General features: G+C 40.2%; 15 protein-coding genes. 7 read left to right on the top strand and 8 right to left on the bottom strand.

Annotated features, from left to right (window positions below; translation table 11 throughout):
- Positions 1 to 9: 9 nt before the first annotated feature.
- Positions 10 to 414, top strand: coding sequence for a hypothetical protein (locus tag BM176_RS15150; RefSeq protein WP_090104411.1), 405 nt, complete (start codon positions 10 to 12; stop codon positions 412 to 414).
- A 275-nt stretch (positions 415 to 689) separates the two neighbouring features.
- Here BM176_RS15150 and BM176_RS15145 read toward each other — a convergent pair whose 3' ends face one another.
- Together BM176_RS15145 and BM176_RS15140 are read right to left on the bottom strand one after the other, a co-directional pair.
- Positions 690 to 1,412, bottom strand: coding sequence for an SDR family oxidoreductase (locus BM176_RS15145; RefSeq protein WP_090104409.1), 723 nt, complete (start codon positions 1,410 to 1,412; stop codon positions 690 to 692).
- A 64-nt stretch (positions 1,413 to 1,476) separates the two neighbouring features.
- On the bottom strand, positions 1,477 to 2,358 hold the full coding sequence (locus BM176_RS15140) for a helix-turn-helix domain-containing protein (RefSeq protein ID WP_090104407.1): 882 nt from the start codon (positions 2,356 to 2,358) through the stop codon (positions 1,477 to 1,479).
- Positions 2,359 to 2,901: 543 nt separating this feature from the next.
- On the opposite strand from BM176_RS15140, the gene BM176_RS15130 reads away from it, so the two are divergent.
- Positions 2,902 to 3,261, top strand: coding sequence for a hypothetical protein (locus tag BM176_RS15130; protein WP_143097815.1), 360 nt, complete (start codon positions 2,902 to 2,904; stop codon positions 3,259 to 3,261).
- 292 nt (positions 3,262 to 3,553) lie between these two features.
- Here BM176_RS15130 and BM176_RS15125 read toward each other — a convergent pair whose 3' ends face one another.
- Positions 3,554 to 4,303 (bottom strand): hypothetical protein, encoded by a 750-nt coding sequence (locus BM176_RS15125; RefSeq protein WP_090104404.1) that lies wholly within the window; start codon positions 4,301 to 4,303, stop codon positions 3,554 to 3,556.
- Positions 4,304 to 4,798: 495 nt separating this feature from the next.
- Here BM176_RS15125 and BM176_RS15120 point away from each other — a divergent pair, with 495 nt between their 5' ends.
- Both BM176_RS15120 and BM176_RS15115 read left to right on the top strand, forming a co-directional pair.
- On the top strand, positions 4,799 to 5,617 hold the full coding sequence (locus BM176_RS15120) for an SDR family NAD(P)-dependent oxidoreductase (protein ID WP_090104402.1): 819 nt from the start codon (positions 4,799 to 4,801) through the stop codon (positions 5,615 to 5,617).
- A 58-nt stretch (positions 5,618 to 5,675) separates the two neighbouring features.
- The gene (locus BM176_RS15115; RefSeq protein ID WP_090104400.1) at positions 5,676 to 6,569 is read left to right on the top strand and encodes a helix-turn-helix domain-containing protein; all 894 of its coding nucleotides are present in this window, start codon (positions 5,676 to 5,678) and stop codon (positions 6,567 to 6,569) included.
- Between the two features lie 141 nt (positions 6,570 to 6,710).
- Here the strand turns inward: BM176_RS15115 and BM176_RS15110 are convergent, their stop codons facing one another.
- From BM176_RS15110 to BM176_RS15100, 4 genes are all read right to left on the bottom strand, one after another.
- Positions 6,711 to 6,947, bottom strand: a complete 237-nt coding sequence (locus BM176_RS15110) for an integrin alpha (RefSeq protein ID WP_090104399.1) — start codon at positions 6,945 to 6,947, stop codon at positions 6,711 to 6,713.
- Between the two features lie 134 nt (positions 6,948 to 7,081).
- Positions 7,082 to 9,346 (bottom strand): hypothetical protein, encoded by a 2,265-nt coding sequence (locus BM176_RS15105; protein ID WP_090104397.1) that lies wholly within the window; start codon positions 9,344 to 9,346, stop codon positions 7,082 to 7,084.
- Between the two features lie 11 nt (positions 9,347 to 9,357).
- Positions 9,358 to 9,510: a hypothetical protein gene (locus BM176_RS32490; RefSeq protein WP_177230413.1), complete on the bottom strand. Its 153-nt coding sequence runs from the start codon at positions 9,508 to 9,510 to the stop codon at positions 9,358 to 9,360.
- A gap of 368 nt (positions 9,511 to 9,878) precedes the next feature.
- Positions 9,879 to 10,643 carry a carboxylesterase family protein gene (locus tag BM176_RS15100; protein WP_090104394.1) on the bottom strand — a complete coding sequence of 255 codons (765 nt, stop codon included), beginning with the start codon at positions 10,641 to 10,643 and terminating at the stop codon, positions 9,879 to 9,881.
- A gap of 183 nt (positions 10,644 to 10,826) precedes the next feature.
- On the opposite strand from BM176_RS15100, the gene BM176_RS15095 reads away from it, so the two are divergent.
- The 3 genes from BM176_RS15095 (at position 10,827) to BM176_RS15080 (ending at position 13,894) form a co-directional block, all read left to right on the top strand.
- Entirely contained in the window at positions 10,827 to 11,771 is a 945-nt protein-coding gene (locus BM176_RS15095) for a helix-turn-helix domain-containing protein (protein ID WP_090104393.1), read from the top strand.
- Between the two features lie 79 nt (positions 11,772 to 11,850).
- A complete protein-coding gene (locus BM176_RS15090) occupies positions 11,851 to 12,603 on the top strand; it encodes an SDR family NAD(P)-dependent oxidoreductase (RefSeq protein WP_090104391.1) in 753 nt (250 codons plus the stop codon).
- A 451-nt stretch (positions 12,604 to 13,054) separates the two neighbouring features.
- A complete protein-coding gene (locus BM176_RS15080) occupies positions 13,055 to 13,894 on the top strand; it encodes an alpha/beta fold hydrolase (RefSeq protein ID WP_090104387.1) in 840 nt (279 codons plus the stop codon).
- A 99-nt stretch (positions 13,895 to 13,993) separates the two neighbouring features.
- Here BM176_RS15080 and BM176_RS15075 read toward each other — a convergent pair whose 3' ends face one another.
- Positions 13,994 to 15,934, bottom strand: coding sequence for an ATP-binding protein (locus BM176_RS15075; protein ID WP_090104385.1), 1,941 nt, complete (start codon positions 15,932 to 15,934; stop codon positions 13,994 to 13,996).
- Positions 15,935 to 16,222: the final 288 nt, after the last annotated feature.

Below are 16,222 nucleotides of genomic sequence, written 5' to 3'. Positions count from 1 at the left end.
ATTTGCGGCATGTTCAACTTCTTTAGAAAGAGATCTAAGTCTGATGCCTATTCACTAGAAGTACTATCCACCTATGCCAATAAGGACAAATATTTTGTGCGGGTAGCTCATTTTATGAAGCTTAATTTTAATCAATGTACTATTACGGTGATCGATCCACATGGCCCGCGGATGATCACAATGGATCCATGGCCGGAAACAATTTTCCTGAATGCAACGGGGAAACGTACGGTAAGGCAATATATTGAAGAGACAGCAGGAAGTTATAATGGTAGGGTGCCATCCCAATTAGATAGTTTTATTATAAGTGAGTTAGAGAAGCTGGTGTTCGAGTACAGGATTATTGAATTGACTGATGTACCGAATACTCTCAAACCTCAATTTGAAGAGCCAATACCCGGAGGGAATAAGTGATCTACAAAAGCTAGAAGTAGTAGCATAGGTGTGCTGTCCTGGTCAAAATCCGGAGCCGAAACCACCAAGGATAAACTTTTCTCAACTTGGTTTCTAAACACGTCAAGTGCCCAATAATGGTGAATTATCGAATCAATTGTAATAGCTACTACTTAACCAAACAAAATTTCCTGTATTGTCAGATCAAGTAGTAGCTATCACACTCCGGCATTCGCCATATCGTGCCCGATAATCTCTTCAATATGTAACCTTACTCTAGTCGCAAACACCATTATTTACCAAGCGATTTCTCCATCTTCGTTGAAAAACTTCCCGGTTGGACCATCATTCTGAATAGTTGCATACTTTATAATTGCACTTGTACCCTGTTCAACTGTCTTTTCGCCACTATAATTATTAAATTCAGTCGCAGTAAACCCCGGGCAAACACAATTCACTTTAAAATTTGTATCCTTAAGTTCAAAGGCTAACATAACAGTATATGCATTTAATGCAGTCTTTGAAGGGCCGTAAGCCGAAGGTTTCACAGAATAGAATTTCCAGGTTGGATCGCCGTGTTTTGTCAGAGACGATAATTCGGTGCTTACATTTACAATTCTTGGTGCTTTTGATTTTTTCAAGAACTCAATAAACTCTTGTATTATTTGTATTGGCCCAAAAAAGTTAGATTCAAAAACATCTTTTAATGTTTCAATAGACACTTTAAGCGAAGGTTGCGGAAACCCGCCACTGATGCCGGCATTATTTATTAAGACATCTAAGTGCTTAGTTTTACTTTCAAGTTCTTGTTTTGCTGATTTAATAGAGTGGATGTTTGATATGTCCAATTCAATACAATCCACATTCGAATAACCTAATGCTTTTAATTTTTTAATTGCTTCAAGCCCTTTGACTTTATCCCGGCAACCCAGATAAACAAAATATCCAAGTGCCGCCAATTGTTTTGATGTTTCAAAACCTATTCCTCTGTTTGCTCCAGTTACTAATGCTGTTTTCATTTTATATAATTTGCTGAAATACAAAAGTAGGTTCGGCAAAACAGGGTAAGATGGACTGTTCACTCTAATTACCTGACAAATCCTGAATGTCTGCTAAATAATTGCTAATGCTCTTTTTTGTGCTCTTTTTGAAAAGTCTGGAGAAATAGTCCGGGTCACTAAAACCAAGTTCATAAGCCAGTTCTTTAATTGAAGGTTTGGAGTAATGTAATTTACGTTGTGCTTCTAACATCAAACTCATTGTAATATATTCTTTTGGCGAAACACCTGAAAACTCTTTTACAATATTGTAAAGATTATTTGTTGTTATAGAAAGATTTTTGGCAATAGTATTTATAGATTGATGTTCCGTCAAATTAGTTTCAACTGCCTCTTTAAATTCAATGTATTTAGAAAGCTTCTGAGGCATTAAATTCTCTTTTACCACATTTCTAAAATAAGCATTATTGATCTCAGTCATAAGTGTATTAAGATACGCCAAAATAACCTCGCCATCTTTTGGGTCCTTCTTTGAATTCAATATTTTATCCAGAATTCCAAAAAGTGTTTTCACGCGTAATTTTGAAGCATTGTCAAATGAAATAGTTTGTGAATTTAATGGATTCATTAAAAAAGAAAATGTTTTTGGAAGTAAAGACAAACAGTTATGGTCAAAACTCATTTTGAAACATTTAATGTTTTTTTTCGGCTGTGCAGGTGCAGTATGAATTTGGTTTGGTAAAATAAAAAATAATTGTCCATTTGTAATTGACAAATCTTTTAAATCAACCTTGTGAGTTACTGAACCGCTTTCAATGAAAACGAAAAAATAATTCGCTTTCCTATGCGGTCGCCTTAGCTTTTTCATAAGCTCGGCCGGCAAATCATTATTTGAATTAGAACTTACTCTAATCGCAAGCTTGTCGTGAAGTTTAATTTGTTCAATTAGTCCTTTTGTTTCCTGCATTACGTCTGTTTAAATAATTAAACCTTATTATATTTATTCCTGTAGTGTATCCTCACACTGAAACGCATTCTTGCAATACCGGTATAAGTAATGAGGTCGATTTCGCTAAGCTTCACCAACCTGTCATTGAGTATGTTTGTAGAAATCCCCTCATTGGAGCTTAGAAATGCCATCATAGCGCCAAAGACCATCTTCACCGAAAAAAATATTGCCCTTTCTATCTTTGATTATCGACCAAACGTTGTCAAAGGCTTTGCCGTCTTTATTTGTGAATACAGTAAATGTTTTCCCATCATAAAAACAGGCCTCTCCCCTTGTGCCAAACCATAATTTCCCGGTTTTGTCGTCAATGATATATCAAAACTTAGAAAAAACCTGGAATTTGGAACCCGATCTGGCAAGGGAGTTTGTAAAACTACCAAGTAGTTGGTATTTTTACAACTTCGGGGATTAAATACTTGTCAAAAGTAAAACATCAGACGCTACTATTGGGTCTGCTTGTACAGCACTTATTTAATTCCCTTTTAACTAAATCTTATGAAGATGTACAAACTATTATGTGGATTCCTACTGCTTTTCTGCCTGCAAACCAAAGCACAATCCAAAGATTCATTGAATGTAAAGCTAGCTGAAGCCAAACGTGAGGTATTGGCGAATGTCGTTATTAACGACAACGCGAATAAGGCGTTTGATGCCTTAACGCAAAAAGCAACAGAGGCGTACCAGCGAGATGGATCAAGTAAAAATCTGGCTAAGATCCTTGAACACTACCGGACATTGTTAACAGAAATCAAAGGTACACAGACACCTAAAACCAACAATTCCGAAGAGTTTGAAGTTAGCTATGAATCTATAAAAAAATCTAAGTTGAAACTCTGTCCTCTTTATCCTTTTTGCGATTAAGTTGTAATAGCTCCGATTTGCGTCGACAGTCAGTTACCAATCAGTTCAAACAATGGTTATGTCATAGAAAAATAAATTGGTTTATTGACCATTGATCGAACCAATATAGATTTGAAAATGAGCTGCTTACAAAATAAAGTAAAATAGCAAAAAAACGCAAAACCTGCTCTAAGAGCGGGTTTTGCGTTTTTTGTACAGAGTTGTCTACCTTTTGCTGTAATACGTATTTTGCGAGAGACCGTTATTAAAAGGCATACACTCCATATCCCCTACTTTGCAGCTTCTGGCTTCGTTATCTACACTTGTAGGTAAATACGGGGTTACGAAAGCCTGCATAATCAATGACAAGTGAATAGTTGCTATGCATAATGCCCTGGTACTCCAGAGGAAGCCCGTATTGGTTATATGACCTGGCACCTATAGGATTATTCCTGCTATAATCCCTGTTGATAAATTGAAGGACAGGATCAGTACGATTGAAGTTCACTTTATTGTCATATTGTAATGAATCTCCGTATACGTTTGTTTCAAGATTCCCTTGCGCATTATAGGCATATGAATCATTAAATAAACCACTCCGGCTGATCATCCTATTATTTCCATCATACGCATAATTCTCAATACCCATAGTATATCCGGGGGGCATTCCTTCAGGAAACACAGGACCATCAGGCCCTATAGTACCATCTGCATAGAAAGTATCCTTTACAATCCTGCCCAGATTGTCATAATACAGATAATGCCATTGCCAGAAAGAGCCGCCAATGGTATCAGGATCGGCATTTGTAATGTACTGGGCTAATCTGCCTGCACGATCATAGATAAACTTATAATCGGGGGCCGTACGTGTCATGTAAGCAGCTTTCCTGGAAATGAGCTGGTTTCTGGCATTATACTCAAAAGTGAAATAATAATCCATTTCCTTAGTCTCAACTTTAAGAAGTTTACATGCGGAAGAAAGGTGAGGGTGATCATTTTTTTTACAGCCGGGTAATAAAACGTAGCAGAACGTTGCAAGCATGAATAGAATGATTTTGTTCATGAGAGGGATTTTTAATAGTTAAATTGTAATGAGATTTTTTTTAAAGTAAAAGGGGCTCTACACATGTAAACATGAGTCATGTGCATGTAAGAAACTACAAATGGTAGTACAAAGGATAAGAGAAAAATTATCTTGAGGTGCGGGTTAATATCTATATCTATCTAAATATACAAAATTATTTGAAAACCAGGTAACCCGTTGGGTGAAATTTAGCTACATTTTTTAGGTTAATTTTCCTTGCGTAGTATTGGTGGTATTCCGGTTGGATGCTTGCAAAACTGAGTGTGTCATTTGAATGTCGTTACACTTAATGATCCTGTACCGTCCGATGCCATTATGAACTGTATGGATTTTGCCAATATGCGATGGAACTCAAGGTATCAGCACTATGCATTCCGTAAAAACGTTTCATTATTACCCACTTTTGTATCACATCAGCGGCTAATAATAGCAGAAATTTGCCATTGTATTAAAACAATAAAAAAGTATACAACAATGGCAAAAACGATTTTTATTACAGGTGCGTCCCGCGGTTTGGGCCGTATCTGGGCTGAAGCATTTTTGAAACGTGGGGATCAGGTGGTGGTAGCGGTACGAAATCCGGACACTTTAAATGAACTCGCAAATCAGTATTCATCAAGTTTGCTGGTTATAAAACTGGATGTGACGGATAAGGTAGCATGCTTTGAGGCAGTAGCAAAAGCAAAATCTCATTTTGGTGCAATTGATGTATTGATCAATAATGCTGGATACGGTCATGTGGGTGCCATAGAAGAATTGGAAGAACAAGAGATCCGCACACAATTTGAAACGAATGTCTATGGTTTACTTTGGGTAACGCAAGCCGTTATACCGGTTATGCGTGAGCAAAAAGTCGGTCACATTATTCAGCTGTCAAGCGCATTAGGTGTGGTTGTATTTCCTACACTGGGCCTGTACAGCGCCTCCAAATTTGCAGTCGAGGCGATCACTGAATCCCTGGCTGTTGAAGTAAGCGGATTCGGCATTAAAGTGAGTATACTGGAACCAAATGGATTTAACACTGACTTTGCCACAACTTCGGGTGTAGAAAGCAAACCATTAGCTATTTATGATGATGTCAGGGCTGCCCTTGCCGCCAGTAACAATCCTGATGACTGGGGTGTGCCGGAAGCAACGGCGGAGGCTGTCCTTAAACTGGTAGATACGGAAAACCCTCCATTAAGGTTAATCCTCGGAAGGGTCGGTTTCCAATGGATCAAACATGTTTATGATCAACGTATGAAAACCTGGGAAGCATGGCAAGAGGTATCTGTTGCCGCACAGGGAAATTAAAAACCGTAAATTAGCAGGACCGTTAAACGGGCCTGCTTTTACCTTAAAAGGGCAACCCATGAATCATTTTGATAAGATAAGCAGTTTTAATCAGGCTATTGGGATCAAAGCTCCGGAGCATCCTCTGTTCAGCATTTCCTATGGTAATAAAGAAGATTGCGGAGGTGATGATATTGAGTTCTCTGCCAACTTCTATATTATTTCTTTTCAGAACCTTGAATCAGGAAATATACTTTACGGTAAAACGAAATATGACCATGACCGGGGTAAATTGACCTTCATCAAACCACGGCAAATAGTTACCTTCAAAAATATTAAGTTAAAGGAAGATTGCTTTCTGATATTGGTACATGAAGACTTTTTGTCGGGTACCATTTTACATCATGAGATCAAGAAATATGGATACTTTGACTATGATACTAATGAAGCTTTGTATCTATCGCCAAGTGAGGAAGAAACGATATGGAACCTGGTCTTTATGATGGACAGGGAATATCGCAACAATATGGATGCTTACAGCAAAACCATCCTACTTAGTCACCTGGATACCCTGCTTAAGTATGCGCAACGCTTTTACAAAAGGCAATTCATTAACCGTGCCGAGTTAACAGGTGCTGTAGCGACCAGGTTCCATAGCATACTAGGATCTTACTTTCAGGAGAATAAGGCCAGGGATGCTGGCCTGCCAACAGTTAGCTATATGGCGGAGAGATTAAATGTTTCATCCCGCTATTTAAGTGATCTGCTCAAACAGGAAACGGGAAAAACAGCCCTTGAACTTATACATCTCTATCTGATCACAGAAGCAAAAAATTTACTTAAAGAGGGGGTGATGAATATTGCAGAGATTTCTTTTTCGCTTGGATTTGAGAATCCTACTTACTTTTCCAGGTTGTTTAAAAAAGAGGTCGGCGTACCTCCTAATGTTTTTAGAGACCAGCATTTGAATTAGCATGCTCTGTATCGGTTCTCTTAGATAATTAAATGAAATCGGATTAAATGATCTATCACGGACCGGACGGCTGCAAGCATTATTTTTCATTCCCGTATCTTACCGTCAGCACACCTCCAACAAGTGGGCTATTGAAATTACTTACAGGACAAAGTACACAGCAGCACATCCACCATGATAAACAAACCCCGCTCCCTCATGTTCCTGCCCGTTAGAATATGGCATTGCGCCGATAAGCACATCACTGAAACCATCGCCATTAACATCTCCTGCGCCGGCAACACTATATCCCATTAATGCACTAGCCTGATTACCTTGAATCGTCGAGGCAGGCACCAGATTAACACCATTAGCCCGGCCGTAATGAACGTAAACCATTCCTTCGGATGGCTGGTCATACGTTTCGGCATGATAAAAAGAGCGGTTTATTTCCCTGAGTTTCTCCCCGTTCTTTAAAAGTAGCTCCTTAGTACCGCGGTTGTGATAGATAAAGGCGTGTTAATTGTTTTTTATTAAGACTTATCTGCCAGCTTCCGAAGTTTATAAGAATCATGTGGCAGGTTAAAGCTTTCAAAGATCTCCTGATGATTCAATAAATTCTTATGCTGATCTGCTACTTCAGCAGCTGCTAGCAATGCTTTTTTACATATGGGTGTAATGTTTTTAAGGGCTGATTTTTTCTGAAACAAAACGGAGAAAACAGCCTGTAACAGCGTTTCCTGTTTCAGCATGCCGGCAGTAGGCAATATCTCAATAACGGGTTCTATATTTTTTTCCAGCACATCAGGATTGGCATAACCAAGGACCATCAGCAAATATTCCTGCGCATCGAAGTCGCCAATAAATGGCTGTAGTTCATAAAAGTTTTCATCAACGGCGTCGGGATCAGTAAGCGCCCCAATCAGTTCGGCCAGCCATGCTCCATCAGCTTCCTTTTCAGCAGCAGTTACCAGTTGAATGGCGAGGACTAACCGCACCAGGGTATCCGTTTCTGTAGCAAATGCGTCCGTAAATGCAGTAACTAATTTTTGAGATTGTTTTGTCTGAATGTACAGGTCGCCCAAAGCAAAAGCGGCATAGGCTCTTCGCAAGGTAGTGTTTTCCGTGCGATGCCATTCCTCTATAAAGAACGTTTCCGTTTCAGGTGTGTTACGTCCGGCTTCCAGTAGTAAGTATTGTGATTCCAACGCAATGTCATCATCTGCATCTTTTGCGTTTTGCAGGATCGTTGGAAGTAATTGCTGAACGGCTTTGATCAGTTCCCTGTATAGCTTTTTTTCATCACTGATATAGGCCTGTTGCAGTACCTGGAATAAGAACTGAAATAAACGGCGCTGTATAATTATATTATGCGCGTAATAAGGTATCATTTGTGCAAGAATAGTGGCCACCTTGTAAGTAGCTTCATAAACGGTGCCCTGATGTTCGATCTCATGCCAGATGCGGTTTTCGCACTTAGTGGCAACATCTTCATCATCTGCAAGCATCCCATTGATCGCCTGGGGAATAGCCTCACACCCACTCATGGCCGATTTTGTATTTTTCCAGTCTACCTTAGCCAACTTCGCTGCAAGATGTGGCGGTACTTCCAGGTTTTCAATCTTTGCTGCTATTACGATGTTAAGATGTTTGTTTGTAAACTTTTTAATCACTGCATCCCAATAATTCCCCATTTTTTCAGGTTCATTGTCATCCCAGTAAGGCTTAAAAACATCCCAGTTATTATGTTTATCTCTATGGGCCTCTTTCGCTTCCGGCAGGCTTAGTATTTCATGTCCCTCCTTGTCATACATCCGCCATTGACCGGTTCCATCTCCATTAGATGTGTAATTTATTAAAGGGGTCCCTTCCGGGTAATAATAGATAAAGCTGGAAGGTATTTTTTTCTTGTCTTTGCTTTGAATTCCTTCATAAACCAGGATACCATTGTAATATTTTCTTTGATGAAGATCACTGATCTCTTCAGATCGGAAAACGAAGATGGTCTTACCTTCTGTATCAAAATAGGTTTTCTGCCCGTCCTTTTCGTTGTTCCGGTAAAGTATGCTGAGGCTTACAACCTGGGGTTCAATGTCAGAGTGATAGAAACTCTGCGTTTGGGAATCAGTGTTGAATATGTTGGAAGTCCATAGTTTCCCATTTTCATAAGTGTGTTCTTCAATGACTGATCCTGTTTGCCGGTCGTAGAGGCGTTTCACGATGGGGGCGCCATTCAGGTCCCATTCAAAATACTCGCCAATAAATGCGCCCTGGTGTGCGTCTATCAGTCCCATCACCCAACAGGCATAGCCGGTTTCGGAGCCTTCTTCATCTATATAATGCGCTCTTTCAGGAACTGATGCAGGCCGCGCCGGTAACGGAATTCCGTGAATATTAACAGGACGATCTTTTATATCGTAAAAACGTTGTGCATGATAGACGCCCTCTTCTACGTAATCGAACTCAACCTTCCAGAGGCTTTTTCCTTGCCTGGGATCTCCTGAAGGAAACCCTTCGGGGGAAGGCTCTTTACTTTTGATCCAACGATAGGTGCCCAGCCATTTGTTACCGCCATACCAGTTGGCTTCCTGAGCCAGTGTGCCATCGGGATGGAAGCGCTTGAAAAGAAAAGGCGGTGTACCATCTCCATAGTCAGTGGTACCGCAGCAATATCCTTCTATGTGCCACGCTTCCCAAATGCCTATCTCGTTTAACTGTTCATTTTTCTGTCCAAACTCCCATTGTTTATCTTCAGCATTCCAGGTGGCAGCGTCGGGAATGTTCTTATGTTTTTTCATTTACAGTGATTTTATTTTCCTTTTAATCCGGTAAAGTCTGGTTCATTAATGATCTGTTGGCGTTGCGAACGGTCAAGTAGCAACGCCTTCTTAATAAGGATGGTAGTAGTTAGAGTTAACCCAAATGGACTGTCCGGCAGCACCCGCAATAAGTCGTTCAACATTATTGAGGCCGGCCTCTTTAATAGTGGCAATTAATTCCTGTTCACGGGTCATAGGGAATATCAGCTTTGCTTTTAATGTTATAAATGCCTCAAAAATAGACCTGGAAAACCAAAAATCTAAGCAGAGCACTACTACAAATGATCTACATGACTGGGTAAATACTTACTACCAATGTGCTACATCTGTACATTTGCAGCAGATTAACTAACTGTTCTACCTGGGTTGATCGGTAACTGTGCAGTTCCAACGAAAGTGCAGATCAAAAGAAAAACGGTCAGCTAACTTGCAAAAGATATTTAAATAAAGGCACACATCCAATAAAAAAAGCCGGCAACATATTGGTAACAAACCGCACGTAGTGAGATACCTATCGCCGCTTTTGCGAGAAGAGCCAGTCAAATAAGCCGGGTTCATTATAAGCCTTGCTCCATATGTTGTGTTTCATTCCCGGATATTCTGTGTAAATGGGCGAGCCCTTATATTTTTTGAGCGCATCGATCATTAACCTGGAATACCTGACGTCATTAACATCATCCTGGTCGCCATGAAATGCCCATATAGGGATTTGATAAATAAGTGAAGCCCTGAACGTATCTGCTACCGAACATATGGGTATAGCAGCTGCAAACAAATCCGGGCGGCGTGTCAAAAAGTCAAAGGCTCCCTCACCGCCCATAGAATAGCCGATAACGTACACACGTTTTCTATCAACGGGCAATTGACTGATAAGTAAATCCAGCTGCTCTAAAGCCGCCTGTGCACTGAGTGTAGGAAATGTAGTAGTTTGTAAGCTTTCAGGGAAATGGGGAAATTTAACCCATACGTCTTTTTTAGGGCACTGCGGCACAAGAATAAAACATGGATATTTCTCTCTTCCGGAAGAATCTGTTAAAGCTTTCGGAACACCAGTTAACTGGACTTCATTGTCCGTGCCACGTTGCCCTGCGCCATGTAAAAAGAGCACAATAGGATATCGCTTATGCTTGCTGTATCGTAATGGATATAAAAGGCGATAAGGCAGGCTGTCTTTACCTGTGCTATATACATTTTTTGCATAGGGAAGAATTTGTTGTGCTTCTACCCCCTGATAAGTCATCATTAAAAAAATAAATATGGCCAGATATATCTTCATTTTGCTTTGTATACTTTTACCAGTTCAATTGCTTTTTTTCCTTTTTTATAACATAAATATACGTGCAATCATTTAAGGTGGGAACAAGGGAAAAATTATTTTCAACGGAATGGTGAGGGATTTTTAATGGTTATGATTTAACTTTAATTGAAATTTGATTTTTACAAATAAAAGTTATGAACAGTGTTTTCATTTAATGAATTTGATAAACGCCTTGCTACCGGATCTTCTCTCGAGCTGAAGGCTCTGTTGCCTCCAGGTATCCAGGATGAGATCGGCCACTTCAACATATTTAATATGTCGAAAATCCGGCAAACTGTTTCGAACACACCCAGTGAACCTTATCAATGCCGCACTTTTTACAAAGTCAGTCTTTTAATGGGGCATTCAAAAATCGGATATCCTGATAGCATTATAGATCTTTCGCAGCCTACACTTGTTTTTACCACACCCAAAAGTCCTGTCACGTGGCTACCGCTGGAACGTCAGTCAGGGATGTGCTGTGTATTTACATCGGAGTTTCTTCATCCAACCCGGAGTGGTGTAGTACTGGATGAACTGCCTATTTATAAATCACCGGAACATCCTGTATTCCCGCTGCAGAAAAGTGATGTAAAGAATGTAAAAGACATCTTTGAGAAGATGCAGACCGCCATCGCTTCTACTTATGCTTACAAATATGATCTGTTGCGTGCATATACCATTGAGCTCATTCATCTGGGGCAACAGTTACAGTCAATAACAATGCTTCATCCTAATCACAGCAATTTTGCAAGGACAACATCCCTGTTCATTGAGTTACTGGAAAGGCAATTCCCAGTGGAAAGCCCTCAGCAAAGAATTAATCTGCGGGCTCCAAAAGACTATGCTGAAAAACTATCCATACATGTCAATCATCTAAACAAAATATTGAAAGAAACCACAAGCCTGACAACATCTGCATTAATAGCCGGAAGAATTCTCCAGGAAGCACAGATTCTATTGCGTCAGACAAACTGGACTATCGCTGAGATTGCAGATAGTCTGGGGTTTTCAGACTTTGCACATTTTGCTAAGTTCTTTAAGAATGAAACTTCTATTTCTCCCGGGGTTTATCGCTCACAATCCAAAAGTTTGAATTATACATAAAATGGATTGATCCTGCTATTGTGCGCATTACTCATTTGGCGGAATTTTGTACTGTTCTTAAATCAAAACAGTATAACAAATGAGTTCTTCAAAAATTGCGTTAGTAACGGGTGGCAGCCGGGGTATTGGTCAAAATATTGCATTAAGCCTGGCACACAAAGGCAACGATATCATTATTACTTATCTCAGCAATAAGGTGAGTGCGGAGAAAACCGTGGCCTCTATTCTGGCACTTGGGCGTAAGGCTGTAGCCCTCCCTCTTAACACATTGGACATTAAAGGTTTCGATGCTTTTACACAACAAGTAAACGAAGCACTGAATACCACATTTGGAACCACACATTTCGACTTTCTGATCAACAACGCCGGCACTAGTCTTCAGGCGCCGGTTACTGCTACTACAGAAAGCCAGTTTGATGAAATGATGAATATTCATTTGAAAGGAGTTTATTTCCTTACTCAAAAGATGTTACCGTTGTTACAGGATGGTGGAAGAATTGTAAATATTTCTTCTGCGGTATCGCGGAGTTCTTTTCCGGGGGCATCAGCTTATGCGATGATGAAGGGAGGAATAGATGTGTATACCAGATATCTGGCTGTTGAACTGGGCGCAAGAGGGATATCTGCGAATGTCGTGGCACCAGGGGCTATCTTCGGCGGCGGAGCGATGGATGATAATCCTGACATCCGCAAATTTGTGGCAGGAATAACTGCGCTGGGACGTGTAGGGTTGCCTGATGATATTGGTGGCGTGGTAGCTTTCCTTTGTAGTAATGATGCTAAATGGGTGAATGGTCAGCGTATTGAGGTAACTGGAGGTATGTCGCTGTAGTTATTATATTAACCAGTTAAAGGCCTCTTTGATTATTCCGATTTGGGATGATGTCAGAAGCTTTAACTGGTTAATATCAGATTTAGAGTTTATGTCTTCGGATCCGGTTCCGCTTAACTATGATCATGACTATTTTATCCTGTCACCTGAAGAATTTAACGTTCTTGCTCACGCGGATGTACAAATTATCTGGGGTGTGATCTCTGGAGTACCAGCAACTCAGCTGATAGAAATTGACGAAAATAATATGCCATATTCCGAAGGGAATGACTTAGTTTGGAAAGACCTAAGTTGTATTTGCGCTACCCGATGATAACCACGTTTATTTGGCTAAACAGTTAAAAAACAATAACTTGCAAATACTGTTTCCCGTTAAAAGTAGCGTATTATAGCGGAAATATAATGTTAGCGGCAATGCAGTCGCCGGTCACAGTTTAAAACAAATCAAAACATGAAACAGTTTACAATTTCAATTTTGGTTTTCATCGCTTGCTTCACCACATACGGGCAAGTAAAAGTTAATCCTAACGGAAAATTCTTTAATTATAACGGTGTCAAAATTTATTATGAAGATACCGGTACCGGCGAACCTCTTTTGTTACTCCACCACTTTTTTTCAACTGCTGACGAATGGAAACCGTATGTGCAAGCTTACGCAAAGCAGTTCAGAACGATTGCCATTGACATGATGGGGCATGGACGATCTGATATTTATAAGGAAGACGATTTCAATTTTAAGCATGGAGACTATGCGAAAATTATTCTTGCCTTGTTGGACTCGTTGAAACTAAACAAAGTGAATGCAATTGGCGCAAGCAGCGGAGGCATGACACTACTACATCTTAATACAATGCAGCCGGAAAGATTTAAATCTGTTATTGCAATCGGTGCACAAATTTATTTTAGTAAGTATGACAGAGATTTTATAACAAAAAGAGGACCGGATAGTGCCAATGTGAAATTTATGGAATGGGCAACCCAACAATACGGTGCAAAAAAAGCGATGCTTTTGGCAAGGCAGTTTTGGCATAACCTAACACTTTATGGAGATCCTTCTTTTACTCCGGATATATTGGCTACAATCAAGGCTAAGTGGTTAGTTGTACAAGGAGATAATGACGAGGCTGTTCCGTTGCAGCAAGCGTTAGAAATGCATCAATACATACCCAACAGCCGGCTTTGGATTGTTCCTAACGGAGGACATCTACCACACGAGAATGCCGATTTTCAATCTGAGTTTTTAAAGGTCTCACTTGAGTTTTTAAATGGAAAGTGGGACAAGAAAGATTAATTGCACTGCCGCTAACAGTTGTATTTGCAATAGCAGGGCATGACGTTGTTAGCATCGGCAGCAAATCGTTCCCACACAAACAACCTATGGCAACAAGCATTACAAAGGCTTGCAGGGCAATGCCAGGTAGAAGATGCTGCCTTTTCCGGGCTTGCTTTGCACTGTTAATAAGCCATTATTTAATTTGGCCAGTTCAAAACATAACCGCAAGCCCAGGCCTATGCCCTTTTCATGTGCCGTACCAAAAGTGGAAACCATCTGGCCCTGGTTTATTTTTTCCAGTATTTCCGGCGGTATGCCTATTCCGCTATCAGCCACGCTTATGGTAACTACAGCGTTGATGGTGCTTGCGGAAATGGTAATAACATCACCCTTGTTACAAAATTTAATAGCATTGCTCACCAGGTTACGAATGATAACCTGTATCATATTTATGTCGGCCCATACAGTTATTTCCTCAGCAGTCAATTCATGCTCAAGCTTAATGTCTTTTGTTGTAGCCTGTTTAATAAAAATTTGTAAAGCATCGTTTATGATCTGGTGTACAGAAAATATAACAGGTAAAAAGATACAGCCCTTAAACTGGCTGCTGGCCCAGAACAGCAGGTTATTCACCAGTTCCGTAGAATGATTAATATCCCGGCGAAGTTCTTCCAGTATCGTTTCGATCGTCTCCTTTTCCTGGTAGTTATTTACCAGCAATTGCAGTATCCCTTTTAGAGAATGTAATGGCACTTTCAGGTCATGGGAAATGATGGAGAACATGTTGTCTTTTTCCTGGTTATTTTTCAACAATAATAAGGCTCGTCGCTCTATTTCTTCATTCTTGGCTTCCAGTATCAGGTTGTTCTTTTGTTTGATTGCCCTACTTCTGATTAGTAACAGAACAAGAAGAATAAGTACCAGGATCAACAGCAAAGCAATGAAAATCTGCAGTTCCTTTTTCTGAACAATTCCTTTATTCAGGGCATCCTTTTTTTCCTGGGCAGCTTTTAAAAGGGCTTCCTTTTTCTCATATTCATAGCGAGCCTCCAATTGTTCTGTTTTCTTAAGCATTGTTTCATAAGCAACACTGTCCGAAGCCTCCTTTATCAATTTGAAATACTTCAATGCATAACGATTATTGCCCAATGCTTCATAAGCAGCAGCCATCTCTCTGGAGGCCATCAGAATATGGCGTTTACTTTTTACCGCCTGCGCCTTTTGTAAGCTTATACTGGCATATTTTAAAGCCATTGGGTAGTTCTTTAACTGAATATATACATTGGCAACCTCGGTGGCGCATATGGACTGGCGTGGCATATCATCGGTATTACTAAAATAATCCCAGGCTTGAAGTAACAAGGCCAATGCTTCTTTTAATCTGCCTTCGGCCTGGTAAAGCAGTCCAACTTGCTCGTTGACTATCGCAATGGCATACCTGTCTTTCAAGGCTGTTGCCACCTGCAATGCACGATTAAAACATGACAACGCCTCTTCGTACTTTTCATCATAGGTCCAAAGTCTCCCAATTACAGCTATTGCCTGATACAAGGCAAGGCTGTCTTTCCTGGCTTGAAAAATATCGGCTGCCTTTTTTAGTATATTCCGGGCGTCCTCATCTCTCCCTATTATCAGGTAGGCATTATTCCCTATATTGTACATGGCTTTCGCCATGAGTAGCGAATCGTTCGCCTTCTCTGCCACACGAAGTGCATCCTGGTAATACTGTAACATTTTTGAATAGTCGCCCAGTTCAAAATAGGCATTTCCTTTATGCCTTAGACTTATGGACTGGCCCCTGGCATACCCCATTTGGGTTGCAAGTGCCAGGGCCTTGTCGCTGTAGAAAACCAGGCTGTCGACGCTAATCTTGTAATAGGCAAAGGCCAGGCTGTCAAGTAGATCAACATAGGCTGTATCTTTTAAATAGCCAGGTTGTTGTTGCCTGGCAAGTATCTTGCTTCGTAACCCGGAAATGTTGGCAGATTGCGCCTGGCAGGGCTGGTATGGTTGCAGTGCTATCAACAATATACCAATAACAACGACTGTTTTATTCATAAGGGAAGAATGGTTGGTACTACCTTTTAATCGTTATCTAACACACGCTCTCAACTAATATAAAGAATTTCACAAAGTATAATTTATTATTTTTTAACCTCGCAAACATTTCGACTTACAAGATTTTTGTGCCCAAAACAGAAATCTGTTAGTTCTGCCGGAATAAACGCAATCTCTGTCATTGTGCATGTCAATGCCTGACAGCTTTCAATTAAAGTGGTAGAATTTGCATGAATGGAATGTGTGAGAAAGAAATTTTGTTAAAACGGGTTGGTAAGAGTGTCCAGT

It is taken from the genome of Chitinophaga sp. CF118, assembly GCF_900112615.1.
In the GTDB taxonomy this organism is placed as follows: domain Bacteria; phylum Bacteroidota; class Bacteroidia; order Chitinophagales; family Chitinophagaceae; genus Chitinophaga.
This window is presented reverse-complemented; position numbering and strand designations above follow the sequence as displayed.

Bases quoted from the DNA above. Each gene is read 5' to 3' on its own strand.
- BM176_RS15150 (WP_090104411.1), top strand. From the start codon at position 10: ATGTTCAACTTCTTTAGAAAGAGATCTAAGTCTGATGCCTATTCACTA.
- BM176_RS15145 (WP_090104409.1), bottom strand. From the start codon at position 1,412: ATGAAAACAGCATTAGTAACTGGAGCAAACAGAGGAATAGGTTTTGAA.
- BM176_RS15140 (WP_090104407.1), bottom strand. From the start codon at position 2,358: ATGCAGGAAACAAAAGGACTAATTGAACAAATTAAACTTCACGACAAG.
- BM176_RS15130 (WP_143097815.1), top strand. From the start codon at position 2,902: ATGTACAAACTATTATGTGGATTCCTACTGCTTTTCTGCCTGCAAACC.
- BM176_RS15125 (WP_090104404.1), bottom strand. From the start codon at position 4,303: ATGAACAAAATCATTCTATTCATGCTTGCAACGTTCTGCTACGTTTTA.
- BM176_RS15120 (WP_090104402.1), top strand. From the start codon at position 4,799: ATGGCAAAAACGATTTTTATTACAGGTGCGTCCCGCGGTTTGGGCCGT.
- BM176_RS15115 (WP_090104400.1), top strand. From the start codon at position 5,676: ATGAATCATTTTGATAAGATAAGCAGTTTTAATCAGGCTATTGGGATC.
- BM176_RS15110 (WP_090104399.1), bottom strand. From the start codon at position 6,947: ATGGTTTACGTTCATTACGGCCGGGCTAATGGTGTTAATCTGGTGCCT.
- BM176_RS15105 (WP_090104397.1), bottom strand. From the start codon at position 9,346: ATGAAAAAACATAAGAACATTCCCGACGCTGCCACCTGGAATGCTGAA.
- BM176_RS32490 (WP_177230413.1), bottom strand. From the start codon at position 9,510: ATGTTGAACGACTTATTGCGGGTGCTGCCGGACAGTCCATTTGGGTTA.
- BM176_RS15100 (WP_090104394.1), bottom strand. From the start codon at position 10,643: ATGAAGATATATCTGGCCATATTTATTTTTTTAATGATGACTTATCAG.
- BM176_RS15090 (WP_090104391.1), top strand. From the start codon at position 11,851: ATGAGTTCTTCAAAAATTGCGTTAGTAACGGGTGGCAGCCGGGGTATT.
- BM176_RS15080 (WP_090104387.1), top strand. From the start codon at position 13,055: ATGAAACAGTTTACAATTTCAATTTTGGTTTTCATCGCTTGCTTCACC.
- BM176_RS15075 (WP_090104385.1), bottom strand. From the start codon at position 15,934: ATGAATAAAACAGTCGTTGTTATTGGTATATTGTTGATAGCACTGCAA.